Annotated in this window: 8 protein-coding genes; all 8 read left to right on the top strand. The window is 33.5% G+C overall.

The features are described 5' to 3' along the window. The first annotated feature begins 2,844 nt into the window (after positions 1 to 2,844). On the top strand, positions 2,845 to 3,090 hold the full coding sequence (locus tag MKZ14_RS17835) for a TIGR04540 family protein (protein ID WP_337982756.1): 246 nt from the start codon (positions 2,845 to 2,847) through the stop codon (positions 3,088 to 3,090). Positions 3,091 to 3,121: 31 nt separating this feature from the next. Continuing rightward, positions 3,122 to 3,736, top strand: coding sequence for a DUF1819 family protein (locus MKZ14_RS17830; RefSeq protein ID WP_339280270.1), 615 nt, complete (start codon positions 3,122 to 3,124; stop codon positions 3,734 to 3,736). Then, complete coding sequence (locus MKZ14_RS17825; RefSeq protein WP_016993251.1) at positions 3,729 to 4,295, top strand: DUF1788 domain-containing protein; 567 nt, start codon at positions 3,729 to 3,731, stop codon at positions 4,293 to 4,295. Before MKZ14_RS17830 ends, MKZ14_RS17825 begins: the two co-directional genes overlap by 8 nt. An 18-nt stretch (positions 4,296 to 4,313) precedes the next feature. Further along, positions 4,314 to 7,889 carry a BREX system P-loop protein BrxC gene (gene brxC, locus MKZ14_RS17820; protein WP_339280269.1) on the top strand — a complete coding sequence of 1,192 codons (3,576 nt, stop codon included), beginning with the start codon at positions 4,314 to 4,316 and terminating at the stop codon, positions 7,887 to 7,889. 13 nt (positions 7,890 to 7,902) lie between these two features. Then, complete coding sequence (pglX, locus tag MKZ14_RS17815) at positions 7,903 to 11,343, top strand: BREX-1 system adenine-specific DNA-methyltransferase PglX (RefSeq protein ID WP_339280268.1); 3,441 nt, start codon at positions 7,903 to 7,905, stop codon at positions 11,341 to 11,343. Positions 11,344 to 12,254: 911 nt separating this feature from the next. After that, positions 12,255 to 13,463: a hypothetical protein gene (locus tag MKZ14_RS17810; protein ID WP_339280267.1), complete on the top strand. Its 1,209-nt coding sequence runs from the start codon at positions 12,255 to 12,257 to the stop codon at positions 13,461 to 13,463. A 142-nt stretch (positions 13,464 to 13,605) separates the two neighbouring features. Further along, positions 13,606 to 16,164: a BREX-1 system phosphatase PglZ type A gene (pglZ, locus tag MKZ14_RS17805; RefSeq protein WP_339280266.1), complete on the top strand. Its 2,559-nt coding sequence runs from the start codon at positions 13,606 to 13,608 to the stop codon at positions 16,162 to 16,164. Positions 16,165 to 16,179: 15 nt separating this feature from the next. After that, entirely contained in the window at positions 16,180 to 18,225 is a 2,046-nt protein-coding gene (brxL, locus tag MKZ14_RS17800; RefSeq protein ID WP_339280265.1) for a protease Lon-related BREX system protein BrxL, read from the top strand. Positions 18,226 to 18,564 lie beyond the last annotated feature (339 nt).

Below are 18,564 nucleotides of genomic sequence, written 5' to 3'. Positions count from 1 at the left end.
AGAAATGAATATTCATAAAAAAGTGTCGAACACATCGGATTGTCAGTTATAAGATGTGAAGCCAGCTGAAGTATAACTACGACACTCTACAAACTTGCAGAAATGAATATTCATAAAAAAAGTGTCGGACACATCTGAATGTCGGTTATAAGATGTGAAGCCAGCTGAAGTATAGCTACGACACTCTACACACTTGCAGAAATGGATATTCAAAAAAAAGTGTCGGATACATAGAATTAGCTATTCATCAGCATTCTAAGTACGACAAAAACCAAAATTAAGATAATTAAATTGTTTATTTCTAAACATATGAATTACGTAGCTATGTTGTTTGATTGGAAATTTTAGATGTGAGGAGAAGGATTACAGAGAGATGTTTATTTTGTATTTTAGGGTTGGAGCAAATACAAAATGTCATATTAAGTATAAGAAAGTCGACGCTAAACCATTTGAAGTAATGAAAGTAATTCTTAAATCTTAGGAAAAGAATTGCATCTATTGAGGTCTAAATACCAATTTATTTTTAATTAACAGTGTTTTGATATTCCATGATACGTGCTAGTAAACGAAATGGTATTAGCGTGCTTGGAGCGAATGTAATCTGTAAAGCTCGCTTGTAGTGATCTGACAACAAGTAGGCTTACGTACGCACGAATGTACGACAATATCTGCTTCTAGTTCGAAGGAGGAAACAAGTGCGTGCACACATATAGGAATTTGTTGTATACAGTTGTCATATTTCAGACGCCATTGTGGCATTCCTGCCGTAAAGCCAATTAAATTCTAAGCCAATAATTTCAAACAAATAGGGGCTATAAGAGCATTCAGATCAGCAGATACATTTGAGGTTGTTTAAATGCTTTTTTCTTTTTAATTAATAGTGTTTGGGTTTTCCATGATATGTGCCATTAAACGAAATGGCATAAGCGTGCTCGAAGCGAGAGTTACCCGTAAAGCTCGCTTGTTGTAGTTATATGACAACAGGTAGGTTTACGCACGGACGTATGTACAGCAATATCTCCCTCTAGTTCGAAGGGAAAAACGGGTGTGTGCACACATATAGGAATTTGTTGTACAAAGTTGTCGCAATTTAGACATAATTATGACGTTCCTTCCGTAAAGCCAACTAAACCCTAAGCTAATAATTTCAAACAAATATGTGCTATAAGAATATTTAGGTTAGCAGTTACATCTGAGCTCTAAATGCCTTTTTCTTTTTAATTGATAGTGTTTTGGTTTTCCATGATACGTGCTATTAATCGAAATGTAATAATCGTGCTTGAAGCGAAAGTAATCCGTAAAGCTCGCTTTAAGATACGACAACAAGTAGGTTTACGCAGGCATGTATGTACACCTATACCTGCCTTTAGTTCGAAGGTAAAAGCGAGTGCGTGCACACATATAGGAATTTGTTGTACAAAGTTGTCACAATTTAGACACAAATGTGACATTCCTGCCGTAAAGTAATCAAAATCACAAGCCAATAATTTCAATCAAATAGGTGCACAAGAGCATTTAGATCAGTTGCTACATTTGAGGTCTAAATGCCCTTTTTTCTTTTTAATCGACAGTATTTTGATTTTATAATGCGAAAAAGTTATATAACAATTATACAACTTATGCAAGAAACAATATAAGTTATATGATATTTATACAACTTATATCGAAAAAGCCATAGGGTGTTTCTCGATTATTAATGCCGCATTTATATGGAAAATGATATAAGTTATACAACATTTATTTAACATTTATACAACTGTTATATAAGTTTAAAGAAAACTCAATAGGAAGAGAATGACCGAAAAAACTACAATTAGATTCTTCCAATGAAAAAGCTCATACAGAGCAAAATAATGCAAAAAAAGTTATATAACAATTATATAACTTATGCCAAAAACAATATAAGTTACATAACATTTATATAACTTATATCGAAAAAGGCATAGGGTGCTTCTAGGATATTAGTGCCGCATTTATATGAAAAATGACATAAGTTATATAACATTTATACAACAGTTATATAACTTATATATAACTGTTATATAAGTTTAAAGAAAATTTAAGAGGAAGAGAATGACCGAAAAAACTACAATTAGATTCTTCCAATGAAAAAGCTAATACAGAGCAAAATAATGCAAAAAAAGTTATATAACTTATATACAACTTATATCAAAAAAGCCATAGGATTTCTTGATTATTCAAGCCGCATTTATATGAAATTGGTATAAGATATACAGCATTTATATGAATAGAGGAAATTATCATTGGAATAAATTTACTAGAAAAACTATTGAATCATTCCTCCAGGACAAAGGGGATTAATTAGCGATGGAAGGATTCGACTAAAAAAACTATTATTTGATTCCTCCAAGGATTTTAGCCTAATTAGAGCTTAAATTCTGAAAAAAATTTCGAAAAAAAGTTGAAAAAAATATTTCATTTTTTTATTGTAAATCCTTTAGTATCAAGGGGTGAAGGGCATGATTGCTTCGGCAATATCCCCCTAACTAATCGCTTACACGTAGGAGAAATATTGCATTACTGAACTTGCTGTCATGGTTGAAGTTAAAACGGGAAAGTAGAAACGATTGCTTTCCGAATTTAGTGATGTTAAGTAGGTGGATCGGCAAAAATGATTAAACCATACACTTACTTGTATTTTGAAGAAGTTAATGAGCTTAGTTTCGTAACTACATAGATTGCTGATTCAATGTATGTAATCAGCATAGTAATTGAGAGGTTAAAAGATTTATGGTAATATATTTGATTTTATCCTTGAAGTAACCCTTTAATGAGAATAAAGTAAGAATAAGATATGAGATTTGTACTAATAATGTAATTGAGGTGTTACAGTTGGTTGTAAAACGTTTTTATCGAACACAGCGTGATTTAGCAAAGGCTATAAATGAAGTAGTAGATGCGTATTGGCAAGAGGCGATAACTGAAGAAGAGCTTATTTCAGATGTACATAGTATGTATTTAAATAACTCTGACAAGCTAATGAAGGATGGGGTTTTTACAAAAATCATTCAGCAGCAATGTGGAAAAAGAAGACTTTCATTGTTTAAGAAAATTGTAGGAATTAATTAGTGAAATAGTCTTGTAAGAGAGCGAGGAATCAATGACAATGGATATAGGATATTCTTCTGTCTTAACCGGTGCTGGATTTATGCTTTACGAGGTGAAGCAAGTAGCAAAATTAAAGCAACAAGGTTATTCGGATAAAGAAATTCGATATAAAATATTAGAAGAAAACATTTTTCAATTTGAAAAGCTATCAAGTGTTAAAAGAGCAATGCCGTATATTTTAAAGCGAGTGGACTTACTAGACGAATTACTAATGCAATTATTGATTGATGAACCGTATGAGGTGGGGAAAGTGATCAACCTTTATGCCATCATGAAATTTGATCTTCTTTTCTATGAATTCATGCGGGAAGTTGTAGCTGAAAAGTTAAACAACAATGATTATTACCTTGATAAGGTTGATGTGAATGTATTTTTTGCGGCAAAGATGGAGCAAAGTGAATTTATGGCTGGCTGGTCTGATACAACAGTAGCAAAACTTAAACAGGTATTCAAAAAAATCTTGTTAAATGCAGGTCTACTGAAAGATTTAAAATCCAATGAGTTAAACCGTTTGTATATCGATGAGCGTATAAAAATTCATCTGAATCATCTTGGTGATACTAAGTATTTACAAGCGATGGGAGAAGCAGGAGGCTATTATGGTTAATTTTAATGAGCGACTGGACAAAATTATTCCAAAGCTAAAAGAAGATAAGTTTATTGAAGGTAGAGGTCTAGGTAATGAAATTAGTTTCTATGTATTTGACTACGAACCTGTTCATGAGCTTGAAATGAGAGATTATATACAGCACATCAAAAAAGAATTCGACTATGATGGCTCAACACGCCAAATTTTAGAGGTGGACTTATATAAGACGCTCCTTGAAATAACGAAAGAAAAGCGTATTTATGAGCGGATTTTTCAAATGGAAGAAAGGCAGGGCAAGGAAGCGTTGTTTAAAGCAATGACAACTTTTGCAAAGCCAGAAATCTTCCTAAATAAAATCAAAGAAAAATTAGACGGTCATAATGTGATTTTTCTTACAGGTGTAGGGAAGGTATATCCTTTTGTGCGTTCTCATAACATTTTGAACAATCTACAAGAAATTTTAGACAAAACACCAGTTGTTATGTTTTTCCCAGGGCAATATGATGGGCAATCATTACAGCTATTTAGCAAATTTAAAGATGACAACTATTACCGAGCATTTCGATTAATTGATTAGAATAGGGAGGCTTTTTAGATGATTTTAAAGGACATGTTTTTAAAGCGTATTGAGCGTGATATTCGTGGCGTTATTAAAGTAGCTCAAACGAGTGATGAAGATATTCATAATGAACTTGATGAATACGTTGTGACGCAGGAATTGAATAAGCATCTTTCGAAGTTTTATGAGAACTACCAACGAGGAATTGTTGGAAAAACAGACAAGATGGGTGTTTGGATTAGTGGGTTTTTTGGTTCCGGTAAATCGCATTTCTTAAAGATTTTAGCGTACCTATTAGAAAACCGTATGGTAGAAAATGAATACCCTGTAAATCTATTTGAAGATAAGATTAAAGATCCATTAGTATATGCCAATATGAAAAAAGCGGCAGATATTGAAACAGAAGTTGTTTTATTCAATATTGATTCAAAAAGTTCATTAGATAACAAATCAAAAGAAGATGCCATTTTACGTGTATTTATGAAAGTATTCTATGAGCACCGTGGCTATTATGGAGATATTCCAGGTGTTGCTGAAATGGAGAAATTCCTTGATAAGCAAGGCAAATTTGAAGCTTTTAAGCAGGAGTTCCAATCGCTTGTAGGCGAAAGCTGGGAAGAACGTCGTAGCACATTCTATTTTGATCAAGACTTTGTCATTGAAGCTTTAGGAAAAGTGATAAATCTATCAGAGGCTTCTGCACGCAAATGGATTGAAGAAAAAGTAGATGACTTTGAAATGGATATTCAAACGTTTGCGAAAGACGTAAAGGATTACATAGATTCAAAGGGACCAAATTTCCATTTAGTATTTTTAGTAGATGAAATTGGTCAGTATATTGGCGATAACCGCAATCTAATGCTTAATTTGCAAACACTAACAGAAGATTTAGGTACATATGCTGAAGGAAAAGTATGGGTAATGGTTACTTCTCAGGAAAGCATTGATTCGATTATTAAAGTAAAAGGTGATGACTTCTCACGTATTCAAGGACGTTTTGATACTCGTTTGTCTTTATCTTCAATTTCAGTTGATGAAGTAATCAAAAAGCGTATATTAGAAAAGCATCCGCATGTAACAGATAAATTAAAGGCAATTTATCCAGAGAAAAGTGCGATATTAAAAAATCTAATTAGCTTCCGTGAAAGCACAGCTGATTTAAGAGGATATGATCATGAACAAGAATTTGCGGAAGTATATCCATTTATTCCGTATCAATTTAAATTACTACAAAATGTATTTGAACAAGTACGAAAGCACGGTTCATCTGGTAAGCATTTATCGGAAGGCGAGCGTTCAATGCTTTCCGCCTTTAAGGAAGCTGCACTTTATTATAAAGAAGCAGAAGAAGGTACTTTAATTCCGTTTTATGCATTTTATGACACGATTAAAGAATTCTTAAACCCAGCGATTTCACGTGTAATTGAAGGGGCAAAAGAAAACCCAGCTTTAAAAGATGAGGAATTTAATATCGATTTATTAAAAGTGCTATTCATGATCAAGTACGTGAAAGAGCTACCAGCTACGATCGATAACATCGCAACATTGATGGTAACAAACATTGATGAGGATAAACTACAGTTAAAAGAAAAAATTAAATCAGCTTTGCGTAAATTGATTGCACAAACATTAATTCAGAAAAACGGTGACTATTATGTATTCTTGACAGATGATGAGCAGGATATTAACCGTGAAATTAAGCAAGTGACTATCGATGAGGATGTACTAAAACGCGAATTAGCAAATACGATATTCCTCGACCTTTATGACGAAAAACGTTTCAATTATTCAAAACACTATGCGTTCCCATTTAATCAAAAAATGGATGAAAAAAATTATGGAAACCAAACGTCTTTGATTGGTGTGCAAATTATTTCACCATTATCGGATCATTATCAAAAATCGCAACAGGAGCTAATGCTGCTTACATCTGGCAGTGGAGAAATGCTTATCAAGCTAGGTGCAAATGATTCTTATGTAGAAGAAATGGAAGAAGCATTAAAAATTGAGGACTATCGCAAAAAGAAAAATCCTTTACAGCAACCTGAAAACATTCAAAACATTTTAAATAACAAGCAAGTCGAAGTGAAGGATCGTAAACGCCGAGTAAGAGATTTATTAACAGAGGCGATTAAGGATGCAGAATTCTACATTTACGGAGAAAAGGTAGAAATTAAAGGCTCTTCTGTAAAAGAAAAAATCAATGTAGCATTTAAAGTGCTAGTAGATAACGTTTTTATTAAATTAGGCTATATTCAAGATCATTTAGATAGCGAAAAAGATTTAGTTGCTTTGTTAAATACGGATAGCAGTCAATTGTCTTTGGATGATTCCATTGTGGCAAAGCCTAACCAAGAAGCAAAGCGTGAAGTATTTGAATTTGTTGATTTACAGGATCAAATTAAGAAACAAATTACGGTGAAGAAAATATATGATCGTTATCAGGATAAGCCATATGGGTGGAAGCCGTTAGATGTTGCTGCACTTATTGTAGAGCTTTTAATCGAGCAGCGAATACGTATTCGCTACAATTCTGAATATATTGAGCCAGCAAAAGATACGAATAAAATCATAACAGCTTTAGTCAAGTCGTCAGAGTCAGAGAAAGCGATTGTTGTCAAACGTACTAAAGTAGATGAAGCATTAATTCGAACTGCTAAAAGTATTTGCAAGGACGTGTTTAATACAACGAACTTAGCAGATGATGAGGATGGCTTATTAAAAGACATTCAAGGCTTAATGGAAACGCAAATCAGTGAAATTAAAGGCTACAAGATTCGTTATGAAGGACGTAAATATCCAGGGATGAGCTTATTAAATAAAGGGCTAGAGTATTTCGAGCAGTTTGATGCCAGATTGGATAGTGTTTCCTTCTTTGAAAAGCTAAAAGAGCTAGAGGATAACCTGTTAGATTGGGAAGAAGACATTGCTTATGTGAAGAGCTTTTTTGGGACAAATCAAAAGGAGCTATTTGACAAAGGCTTAGCAGCATATAAAAAATATGAGGACAATAAGACTTATTTATTTGGTGAAGAAATTAAACAGCCAATGCAGCAACTACAGGAGATACTAAATGATCCGATTCCATATAAGAAAATTAAAGAAATCCCAGAGCTAACGAATGCTCTTGATATTTCATTTAATAAGGTCTTAACAGACAAAATTGCCTTTGCACAAGAAAAGGTGCAACTAGATTATGATGAGGTAGCATTATTATCTCGACAATATGGCGTATCTGCTGAAACAAAACAAAACGTGGAAGCTTATTTTACGAAGCTATTAGCTGATATTGCAACATTTACTGACATTTATAAGGTGGATGCTACAATTTCTCAAAGTGCAAGCTTGAAGGATAGAATGAGCCGCATCATCAATCAAGAAATAGCACAAGAAGAAAAACGTAAAGCTGAGCAACAGCGTATAATCAGTGGGGAATCAAATGTCCCACCAGTAGAGGAACCTGTTGTTCAAAAAGAGTCCGTAAAGGTAACTGCATTAGTGCCAATGAAAACACTTGCGACGGAGCAGGATGTAGACCAATATATTTCAACGCTGTCTGCAAAATTAAAGCAAATTATCAAATCAAATAAACAAATTGAGTTTATTGAGTAAAGGATGTTGAGCAATGAATAAATCGGCTTTAAAGAGCTTTGCAACAGAAGCACGCCTCGAACTACTTGAAAAAATTCAACTACAAGCACGTAAGCTTGGGATTACGCCTGACGCAATTCAGCATGCATCATTAGAAAGTTCGGACGCCATCTTTATTGATGGCAAGCCGCTTTCTGATGTTGAACGTAAGCAACGTAATAAATTAATTACACATGTTAATGAAATTGGCTATGACCGTGTTATGGAAGAGGCTGCTTATACGTGGTTTAACCGTTTTATTGCTCTACGTTATATGGAAGTAAATGATTACTTACCAACAAAGGTACGTGTACTTTCTTCTGTGAACCCAGATAGTACAGAGCCAGATATGTTTAAAGAAGCATTGAATTTGGACTTACCGATTGATAAAGAGTTAGTTTATAACTTGAAAATCGAAAACAAAACAGACGAGCTATTTAAATATCTAATTAAAATACATTGTAATGATCTGAATCGTTATATGTCGTTTATGTTTGAGACGATTGAAGGTTATATGGAAGTTCTATTCCCAGAAGGTTTGCTTGGAACGGATACGTTTGTGCGTAAAATGACTGATGTTACTGTTATCCCAGAAAAGGATTGGGCAAATGTTGAAATAGTGGGTTGGCTTTATCAGTATTATATTTCTGATGAAAATGATCGTGTAATTAAGGCGAAGAAGAGATATAAAGCGGAAGAGTTACCATTTGCAACACAGTTATTTACACCTGAATGGATTGTACGTTATATGGTGCAAAATGCTTTAGGACGTTATTGGATTGAAGCTCATCCCGAACATAGAGATTTAATTTCGGATTGGGAATACTATTTAGAAAATCCGAATTCTGAGGCTGATTTTGAAGAGAAATTAGCACCATATATTAATAAAGAGCTAAATGTTGAAGATATTAAGTGTTTTGATCCTGCGATGGGGAGCGGCCATATTTTAGTTTATATGTTCGATGTGTTATTTGAAATATATAGTAAATGTGGCTATATGGAGAGGGAAATTCCTCGTCTCATTGTTGAGAAAAATTTGTATGGATTGGATATAGATGATCGAGCTTACCAATTAGCAAGTTTTTCAGTAATTATGAAGGCGATGAAATATAATAAACGTTTTTTAAGAAGCATTGAACGTGATGGTTTGATAATGAATTTGGCATCTATACAAGAAACTAATAATTTAACAGCTGAGGAAGTAGCATTTTTAGCAGGTGCGTCATCTGGCGAAAAGTACGAAATAATGAATGTTTTTGTTAATCAGTTTAAACATGCAAAATCAATTGGTTCGCTTATTCAATTAGATACGTTAGAGTTAGAATTTTTTCAAAATCGAATAGTTGAAATTGAACAACAGTCAGACAACTTGTTTGAATTAGAATTAAAGGGTCGAATTTTACCTTTATATAAAAATTTATTACATCAATTTTCGATTATGGATAAGAAATATGATGTATTCATAACTAATCCGCCTTATGCTGGATCAAAGTATGTGACTTCAGAAGTATCGGAGTATTTAAATAAGAATTATTCAGATGTTAAATCGGATTTATTTTCGGCATTTATTGAATATAGTTTCAAAGTCACAAAAGAAAATGGTCACATGGGATTCATGACTCCTTTTGTTTGGATGTTCATTTCGACCTATGAAAAATTAAGGTCTAAGATAATTAACGAAAAAATGATAAGTAGCTTAGTTCAACTTGAGTATTCAGGGTTTGATGGTGCGACTGTGCCGATATGCACCTTTACATTAAAAAATTACCAATGTGACTTAAGTGGAACTTATATTAAATTGTCAGACTTTAAAGGTGCAAAAAATCAGTCAATTAAAACATTAGAAGCAGTTCAAAATCCAACAGTCCCATATCGTTATCAGTCTAATGAAGTTAAATTTAGTAAAATTCCTGGAAAACCTATTGCTTATTGGTTATCGAATGTAGATATATTTGAATACGAGAAATTAGGTAATACATTTATTTCGGGAGGAAGAAATAAAACTCATGACAACGAAAAATACGTTAGATATTTTTGGGAGGTCACTTCAAATAATAATAAGTGGGTGAGTTATCTAAATGGTGGGGATTTCAAAAAGTACTATGGTAATGATATTCTGGTTGTAGATTGGTCTAAGGATTCACAAAATTACTATGCATCACATGGTGGATTATTAAATCCTAAATTTGTAGGTAAAGTTGGTTTAACTTGGAACTTAATTACTTCTGCTACACCCGGTTTTAGAATTAAAGAAAAAGAATCTTTATATAGCTCAGGTTCACCAACTATATTTAATGAAATTTTTGAATGTGATTTTTATGTTTTAGGGTTATTAAATTCAAAAGTTGCTCAATATTTATTAAAAATGATTAATCCAACTCTAAATACTACAGTAGGGGATGTACTGTCATTACCACTTTTAGTGAGTGAAAACAAGAAAAGAGTTACTCAATTAGTTGAGGAAAACACTGAAATGGCAAAGGAAGATTGGGATTCATTTGAAACGTCAAGAAATTTCATGAAACATCCATTTTTAGTAAACCACAGTGTAAAAGTTGAGACTGCATTTATTCAATATAAAGAAAAGAAAGAAGAATTATTTCATAAAACTAAATTAAATGAAGAGGAAATTAATAGAGTTTTTATTAATTTATATTCATTACAAACTGATTTGGATTGTAACTTATCGGAAGAGGCAATTACTATATCTTTACCATCTATAAATAAGGATATTAAATCATTTATCTCTTATGCAATAGGTTGTACTTTTGGTCGATATTCCCTCGATGAAGAAGGTTTGGTTTATGCTGGTGGGGAGTTTGATATGGATCGTTATAAAACGTTCCTAGCTGATTCGGATAATGTGTTGCCAATTTTAGATGGTGCTTATTTTGAGGATGATATTGTGTCGAGATTCGTAGAATTTGTGCGAGTGACGTTTAGCGAAGAAAAACTTGAAGAAAATCTTGATTTTATTGCAGATGCTATTGGGCGTAAGAAAACAGAAACGGCTCGAGAAACAATTCGCCGCTATTTCTTAAATGATTTCTTCAAAGATCATGTCCAAACTTATAAAAAGCGACCTCTTTACTGGCTCTTCACATCAGGTAAAGAAAAAGCGTTCAATTGCTTAATTTACATGCACCGTTATGACAATACAACGTTATCACGTATACGTACAGATTATGTACATGAAGTGCAAAACCGAATGGATGCGGAGAAAATAGATTTATTGAATGTTATCAATGGTGATTCAACTGTTAAAGAAATTGCAGCGGCAAAGAAAGAATTAAAATTGCTAGAAAAGAAAATTGATGAATTGAAAACATATGATGAGTTACTGCATCATATGGCGGATCAGCAAATTGAAATCGATTTAGATGACGGTGTGAAGCATAATTATGAGCTATTTGAAGGGTTAGTAGCGAAGATTTAATTATAGAAAGGGAAGCAATTGTTATAAACTTGCTTCTCTTTCATTTTGCAATTACAATGCTAATTTGATATTGAGAAGTGAATATTTTGTATAAATTGAGTGGGAAACATTTTTCACAGATTCAATGACTGGCATAGTCGTATTAAAAGTTCAGTGTATTAATTGCAGGAATTACTGTTACTTTCAAGGGAAAAAAATCATCACGTGGAATTGAATGAAAAAATGAAATCTATCAACCATTACTAGATGAATTACTTCCATACAGAGTTTATTAATATAGAACAATATAATCAAATAAATCTAGTTTTGATTGCCAATAATAATATTGTAAATATATAGGTTGATAGGTTATATTAGGTAATACTATTAAGGGAGTAAGTATTGAGTATGAACAAGAACATAAAGTGTTACCTGTTGAATTAATTCGAAGAGGAAATTTTGATAAGGAAATATTAATCTCTTAAATAATGAGGGGATGCATGATAGAGAAGTGTATTTAAATAAAGTAACGATTACTTTGTGCCAATTTATAGTGATATGGTTCATATTTATAATGGCTTTACATATCAAAATGAATGGAGAAAAGTATATATTGCCGCCTTTTAAAAAAAATTGGATATGTCTATTCAGACAGTCAAATAATAAAAAATTAAACTTAATGAAGAAATTATAGAGAAATAGCAAGAAATAATAAGTGATTTAAAAGGAATTATCAAGAAAATAGTAAAAACATACGAGGTTAACATAAGTTGAAGACAAAATATATCGATTTCATAGATTATATTTGTATAGATTCTATGTCAAAGGAAGACCAAGCAAAGAATGAACTATATGAAAAGTTAAAGAAGTACATTCCAGAAGAAGATTTATGGTATTCGTTAGATATTTATTTGATATAAGGAGTTGGACGCATGACAGATATATTTACAGATCCTGTCTTACATTATAAAAACTTTAAAATGGGAACCGAAATCGAAATTGCGGGTACATTTATTTATAATGGGATGAAAGAGCTTGAACAAATTGATTTATTTGATATTGAAAGTGAAATGTTCATGCTTCTTTATAATTTAGCTGTTGGCATTGAGAGGCTACAGAAGGTAGTAATCGTATTATCTGAAAATATTGAGGATATTACAATTTTTGAGGATAGCTTGAAAAGTCACAATCATCAAAACCTACATAATCGTATTTTAAGAAATGGTATTGCTATTAGATTAAGTACGAGGGAAAATGCTTTTCTACAATTATTAAGTATCTTTTATGATAAGCATAGATACGGTCGATTTCATGTATCAACGGAATTGAAAGCAGAAAAGTTAGAATTATCGAGCTACATTCGGCAGAGTTTTAAAGGAAATTATGAAGAAGATTTTTTCTCAGGAAGCATCCGAAATAACGAAGAACTTAAAGATTTTTTTGGTAGAGTCATTGGTTCAATTTCTAAAAAGTACTATTTAGAGATTGATCGCTTAGCGAGGATGCAAAGTATTTACACGTATGAAGTTAGATATGGTTCCAAGGCTGAAAAAGTATTTTTACAGGAATTCAGAAAAAACTCATTACAAGAACAGAATATAAACGAAAAAATAGCAGCGAAAGAGTTAATCGTTTATTTAATGAAGACGAAAGATAAAAATCCATTCATCCGATATATCAATGATATTGAACCTTTAGATTTTGATATTGCTATGGCTAATGATTATTTGGAACAAGTCATAGCTGGAACCATTTCGCAGGATTTAGTTAGTACTGTAGAATATGAATATTTAGAGAATGATTATTCTGTAGAAAGAGTTAGGCAAATGGATGTAATAGGAAATAGTAATGTTCATTTTGATTTTGCTCAAATTTATAGGTGTAACGGTTTACTGAAGTCTTTTTTGAAAAATGAAGTAGAATGCTATACATTTGCTAATGTATTTTTAGAAGAAGTATCGTATTTAGATGATGATTATGGCAATAGTATCTTAAAGGAAATGTCGGTATTATGTCGAAATTTCCTTAAGCAATATGAGAATGGTGTAGATACGTCGAAACAATTAAAAGCCCAATTTCTTGAAATATATGAAGAATTTAAGGAGTTTTATTTTCTTCATGACATTCAGCATGAAGAATAGAAGGAAATTATTCAAAAGGATAATTTAGAAACGGAGCAGCCGTTTTAATAAACATGTTCTATACACAGAATTCCTTACAAGCCTCTCAAATTAGAAGAGGCTTTTTGTGTTTTCAGCTATAATATAAGGTGAGGTGATTCAATTGAATATCGAACAAATAGAATCTGCATTACAGGATGCATTTAATGAGCCGTTGAAAAGTGGCGAGCAGCGTAAAATTGTATTTTGGGTAGATAAGGATCAAGAATTTATTGATGAAATTGATCAAATGACAATAGATGGTATACACATACAGAAATTAACGAATAACAATCAATTTTATTTAAAGCATTTATTAGAGGAAGAGGACACGGAATCGCATTATTTGATTTACACGAATTTGGAATTGAATTCGGAAGAAAATTGGTTGTACGATATTGTGCTTTATTCGAAAACGTTTTTTGCAGATCGTATTTCATTAATTATTAGTGATTTACATATTGATCCATCATTGCGAATGATTATTAAGAAATATGAAAAGTTCTTCAACAATAAAGACCGCTTCAAGAAGTTTCAGGCTTTTAGTTTGACGAACTATACAGAAGAATCGATTGAGCTTGCGATTATGAGCGTTCTTTGTGGCATTAAGACACCAGATTTTGAATCGGTCTTAAAAATGGTGTTAATGGATACGCTAGAAGATACTGAAAATAAATACATCGCACAGATGGAGAAGTTCTTTGATTTAGCTGCTTTTTGGAAACATGTAGAGCAGCTTTATAGCTATGAGCGTGAAGTAAAGTCCTTGAAAACATTATTTATTCATTTGACGGTTACGGCACTTAGTCATGCAATGAAAGAGGAGTATTTAGGTGGATTAAAGGATTTTGTAGCAGTTCGTAATCGCACGAATTCATTAGTATTCATCGACCATTGGCGACACCATAAAACGGATTACGCTGTATTTGATGAGTACGCAGTATTAATTGAGCAAGAAGTGAAATTAGCAAGCATCATTCAATCGATTCCTGTTGAAGAATTCAAGCAAGCAGACATTTTCCCCTATTTTGATAAGGCGATTATTATTAAAATTGCGAATAGCTTGTTAGAGAATTTAGAGGACTTTGAAAATTATACAAAGCTAATTAAGCTGCGTAGAGCAAAGCATTATTATGAGCAATTCACATTTGTTTATGAAGCATTGTATTATACCGTAAAAATGCATGAGTTTTACAAGGAGCATAAGCAGGGGCTTATGCAGGGTGAACCAATCGCAATACAAGAGGCGTATGTGAAAGAGTATTACGCTATGGATATGTATTACCGTAAATTTTATGTTGCTTTTGATGAGGCTAGTAATAATGAATTGCTTAAAAAATTGAAATCACTAGTAGAAAACCTTTATACGAATTGGTTTGTGGCAGAGCTAAGTACTAATTGGTCACAGGCTGTGAAAGCTGAGATGACAGAGGATTGGTCGTTGCCAGGAGTGAGAAGTCAACAAAGCTTTTATTCGTCAGTTATTGCACCGCATATCCGTAAAGGTGAGAGAGTGTTCGTTATTATTTCTGATGCGATGCGTTATGAAGTTGGCGTAGAACTAGCCGAACGATTAAATGCAGAAACAATAGGTGATTGTGAGGTAGGCACGCTTTTAGGTGTATTGCCTTCTGTAACAAAATTAGGGATGGCGGCTCTGTTACCTCATCGTAAGCTTGATTTTGATGCAACTGGTCGAGTAATGATTGATGATACGGATTCATCTGGTTTAGAAAATCGTAAAAAAATACTTGAATCTTATGTGGAAGATAGTATTGCAGTGCATTTTCAGGATGTGTTAGATATGAATAAGGCAGGACGTAGAGAAGTTTTTAAAGGGAAGAAACTCATTTACTTCTATCATGACACGATTGATGCAATGGGTGATAAAGCGTCTACAGAAATTTATACTTTCAATGCCGTTGAAAAAGCGTTAGATCAATTATCCGCTTTAATAAAGGTGATACGTGATGATTTAAGTGGTTCGAATGTTTATATTACAGCCGATCATGGTTTCTTATATCAACGTGAAGAGCTTCCTGATAGTGATAAATTGGCGAAGGAGAAGATGGATGTAATCGAAGTGAAACGCCGCCATATTTTATCGAAGGAACAGCGTAAACTAGAGGGGCAAATTGCCGTGGATTTATCTGCAATTGTTCAAAATGAAGAAGCATTAACGGTTTATTTACCAAATGGCACAATTCGCAATCGTCTGCAAGGTGCAGGTGTAAACTTTGTACACGGTGGAGCAAGCTTACAGGAAGTGGTTGTTCCCTTGCTAACATTTAAAAATAAACGTGCTGGTCAAAAAGGTGTCCAAGCGATTCAGAAAGTGGATATTAAGCTAACAAATACGACACGAAAAATTACAAACAGCATTTTTAACTTAGAGTTTTTCCAAACTGAAAAGATAGAAGATAAGAAGATTCCACGTACCGTTTTAATTTATATGACGGATGATGAAGGAAGCGTATTATCAAATGAAGAAACAATAATTGGGGATCGAACATTTGATAAACCTGAAGAGCGTACATTTAAACTGCAATTCGTATTAAAAAGCATTACGTATGATCGTGCAAAAAACTATTATTTAAATATAAAAGATATGGAAACGGATGTTGTAATCGATAAAATACCGTTTTCAATTAACTTAGGCATTGTCAGTGATTTTGACTTTTAGTAAAGAGGTGTGAACATGGACGAGGTTTCGACACTAAATTTAGATAAAAAATTAAATGAACATTTTGCTGGTCGAGTGGTGCGTAAAGATTTAACAAAGCTTATTAAAGAAGGGGCAAACGTGCCTGTTTATGTATTGGAGTATCTATTAGGTATGTATGCAGCTACGGACGATGAGGTAAGTATTCGTGAGGGCGTAGAGCGAGTGAAGAAAATACTGGCTGAAAATTTTGTGCGACCAGATGAAGCAGAAAAAATTAAATCAAGAATTCGAGAGCTCGGTCAATATTCCATTATCGATAAAGTAACGGTTGCTTTAAATCCTAAAATTGATACGTATGAAGCAGAGTTTTCAAATTTAGGACTAAAAGGAGTTCCTGTGCCACCAAGCTATGTGAAAGAGTTTGATAAGCTGCTAGTAGGGGGTATTTGGTGTATGGTGAAAATTGATTACTTCTTTGATGAGGAAGTACGTAATATCAATCCATTTAGTGTGAGCAATTTAAAGCCAATTCAAATGCCGAATATGGACATCACGGAGGTTTTTGAGGGGCGTAAACAGTTCACAAAAGATGAGTGGATTGATGTGTTAATTCGTTCAACAGGCATGGAGCCAACACAGCTTGAAGAACGTGTGAAGTGGCATTTATTATTACGTTTAGTGCCTTTGGTGGAAAACAACTATAATATGTGTGAATTGGGACCACGTGGTACAGGTAAATCGCATGTATATAAAGAAATTTCACCGAATTCTATATTAGTATCTGGCGGTCAGTCAACCGTTGCCAACCTTTTTTATAATATGTCTACACGGAAAGTAGGTTTGGTTGGTATGTGGGATTGTGTAGCATTTGATGAAGTAGCAGGCATCCGCTTTAAGGATAAAGATGGCATTCAAATAATGAAGGATTATATGGCTTCTGGGTCATTTGCACGTGGCAAAGAAGAAAAAAATGCGTCTGCATCGATGGTATTTGTCGGTAATATTAATCAAAGTGTAGATGTTCTTTTGAAAACATCTCATTTATTTGCCCCATTCCCACCTGAAATGGCGAACGACACCGCTTTCTTCGACCGAATGCATTATTATATGCCAGGCTGGGAAATTCCTAAAATGCGTCCAGAATTCTTTACGGATCGCTATGGCTTTATCGTGGATTATGTAGCTGAATTTTTCCGTGAGATGAGAAAGCGTTCGTTTGCGGATGCAATTGACCGTTATTTTAAATTAGGTAATAACTTAAATCAACGAGACACAATTGCCGTACGTAAAACGGTGTCAGGCTTAGTGAAGTTACTATATCCTCATGGTGAATATACACGTGAGGATGTTGAGGAAGTCCTGAAATATGCTTTAGAGGGACGCCGCAGAGTAAAAGAACAGCTGAAGAAAATTGGCGGTATGGAATTCTATGATGTAATGTTTTCTTATTTAGATAATGAAACGATGCAAGAAGAGCATGTTGCTGTTCCTGAGCAGGGCGGTGGAAAGCTTATTCCAGAAGGGATGTTACGACCAGGGCATGTCTATGTTGTAGGTCAAGCACTGACAGGTATGATAGGTGTCTATAAATTAGAAAACCAAGTTGTCAGTGGCACAGGCAAGTTTGATAAAGCTGGTATAGGCTCTAATCGAGAGGTAAAAGAAAGCTTTGATACCGCATTCCGTTATTTCACTGCCAATAGTAAGAGTGTCAGCAGTTCGATTAGTACCAAGACGAAGGATTATTTAATGCATCTTACAGACTTACAGGGCATTGGATTAACTGCTCAGGTTGCAATTGCAGAATTAATCGGTCTTTGTTCAGGAGCATTAGAGAAACCTATACAGGAAGGTCTTGTGATTGTTGGAAATATGACAGTAGGTGGGACGATTTCGAAAGTAGAGGAATTAGCTAATATCCTTCAAGTTTGTGTGGATGCAGGTGCAAAGAAAATCTTGCTACCAGCTCCATCAGCAGGTGATTTCTATACCGTGCCAGCAGATTTAATTGTAAAAGTTCAGCCAATTTTCTATTTAGATCCGATAGATGCGGTTTATAAGGCATTAGGGGTGAGTTGATTATTGGTAATTGACCGATATAGCGAAAAAAGCAAACGAGGGTGACATGGCTTAAAAAAATTCAATTTATCCAACCTATACGATTTCCAATGAGATAAAGGTGGATTTAAAGAATACTAATCAACTTATAATGCAATATTACTGAGAATAGCGGTCAGAAAATTCTATTCATAAACTATATTAGATTGCAATCCTACATCGTACATGGTGTAGGATTTTTTTTATTGCTTATTTTCTTCCAAGAAACAAAATTAACTTGCTTCCATTAATCTACTAAACTTCTTCAAACACTCCGTTTTTCTTCTCTTAAAATGTTAGCTAAATAACATTGAAAATAAA

It is taken from the genome of Lysinibacillus sp. FSL P2-0066 (assembly GCF_037969495.1).
GTDB classification, from domain to species: domain Bacteria; phylum Bacillota; class Bacilli; order Bacillales_A; family Planococcaceae; genus Lysinibacillus; species Lysinibacillus boronitolerans.
This window is presented reverse-complemented; position numbering and strand designations above follow the sequence as displayed.

Coding starts and splice junctions, on each gene's coding strand:
- MKZ14_RS17810 (WP_339280267.1), top strand. CDS start 12,255: ATGACAGATATATTTACAGATCCTGTCTTACATTATAAAAACTTTAAA.
- MKZ14_RS17830 (WP_339280270.1), top strand. CDS start 3,122: ATGACAATGGATATAGGATATTCTTCTGTCTTAACCGGTGCTGGATTT.
- pglX (WP_339280268.1), top strand. CDS start 7,903: ATGAATAAATCGGCTTTAAAGAGCTTTGCAACAGAAGCACGCCTCGAA.
- brxC (WP_339280269.1), top strand. CDS start 4,314: ATGATTTTAAAGGACATGTTTTTAAAGCGTATTGAGCGTGATATTCGT.
- MKZ14_RS17825 (WP_016993251.1), top strand. CDS start 3,729: ATGGTTAATTTTAATGAGCGACTGGACAAAATTATTCCAAAGCTAAAA.
- brxL (WP_339280265.1), top strand. CDS start 16,180: ATGGACGAGGTTTCGACACTAAATTTAGATAAAAAATTAAATGAACAT.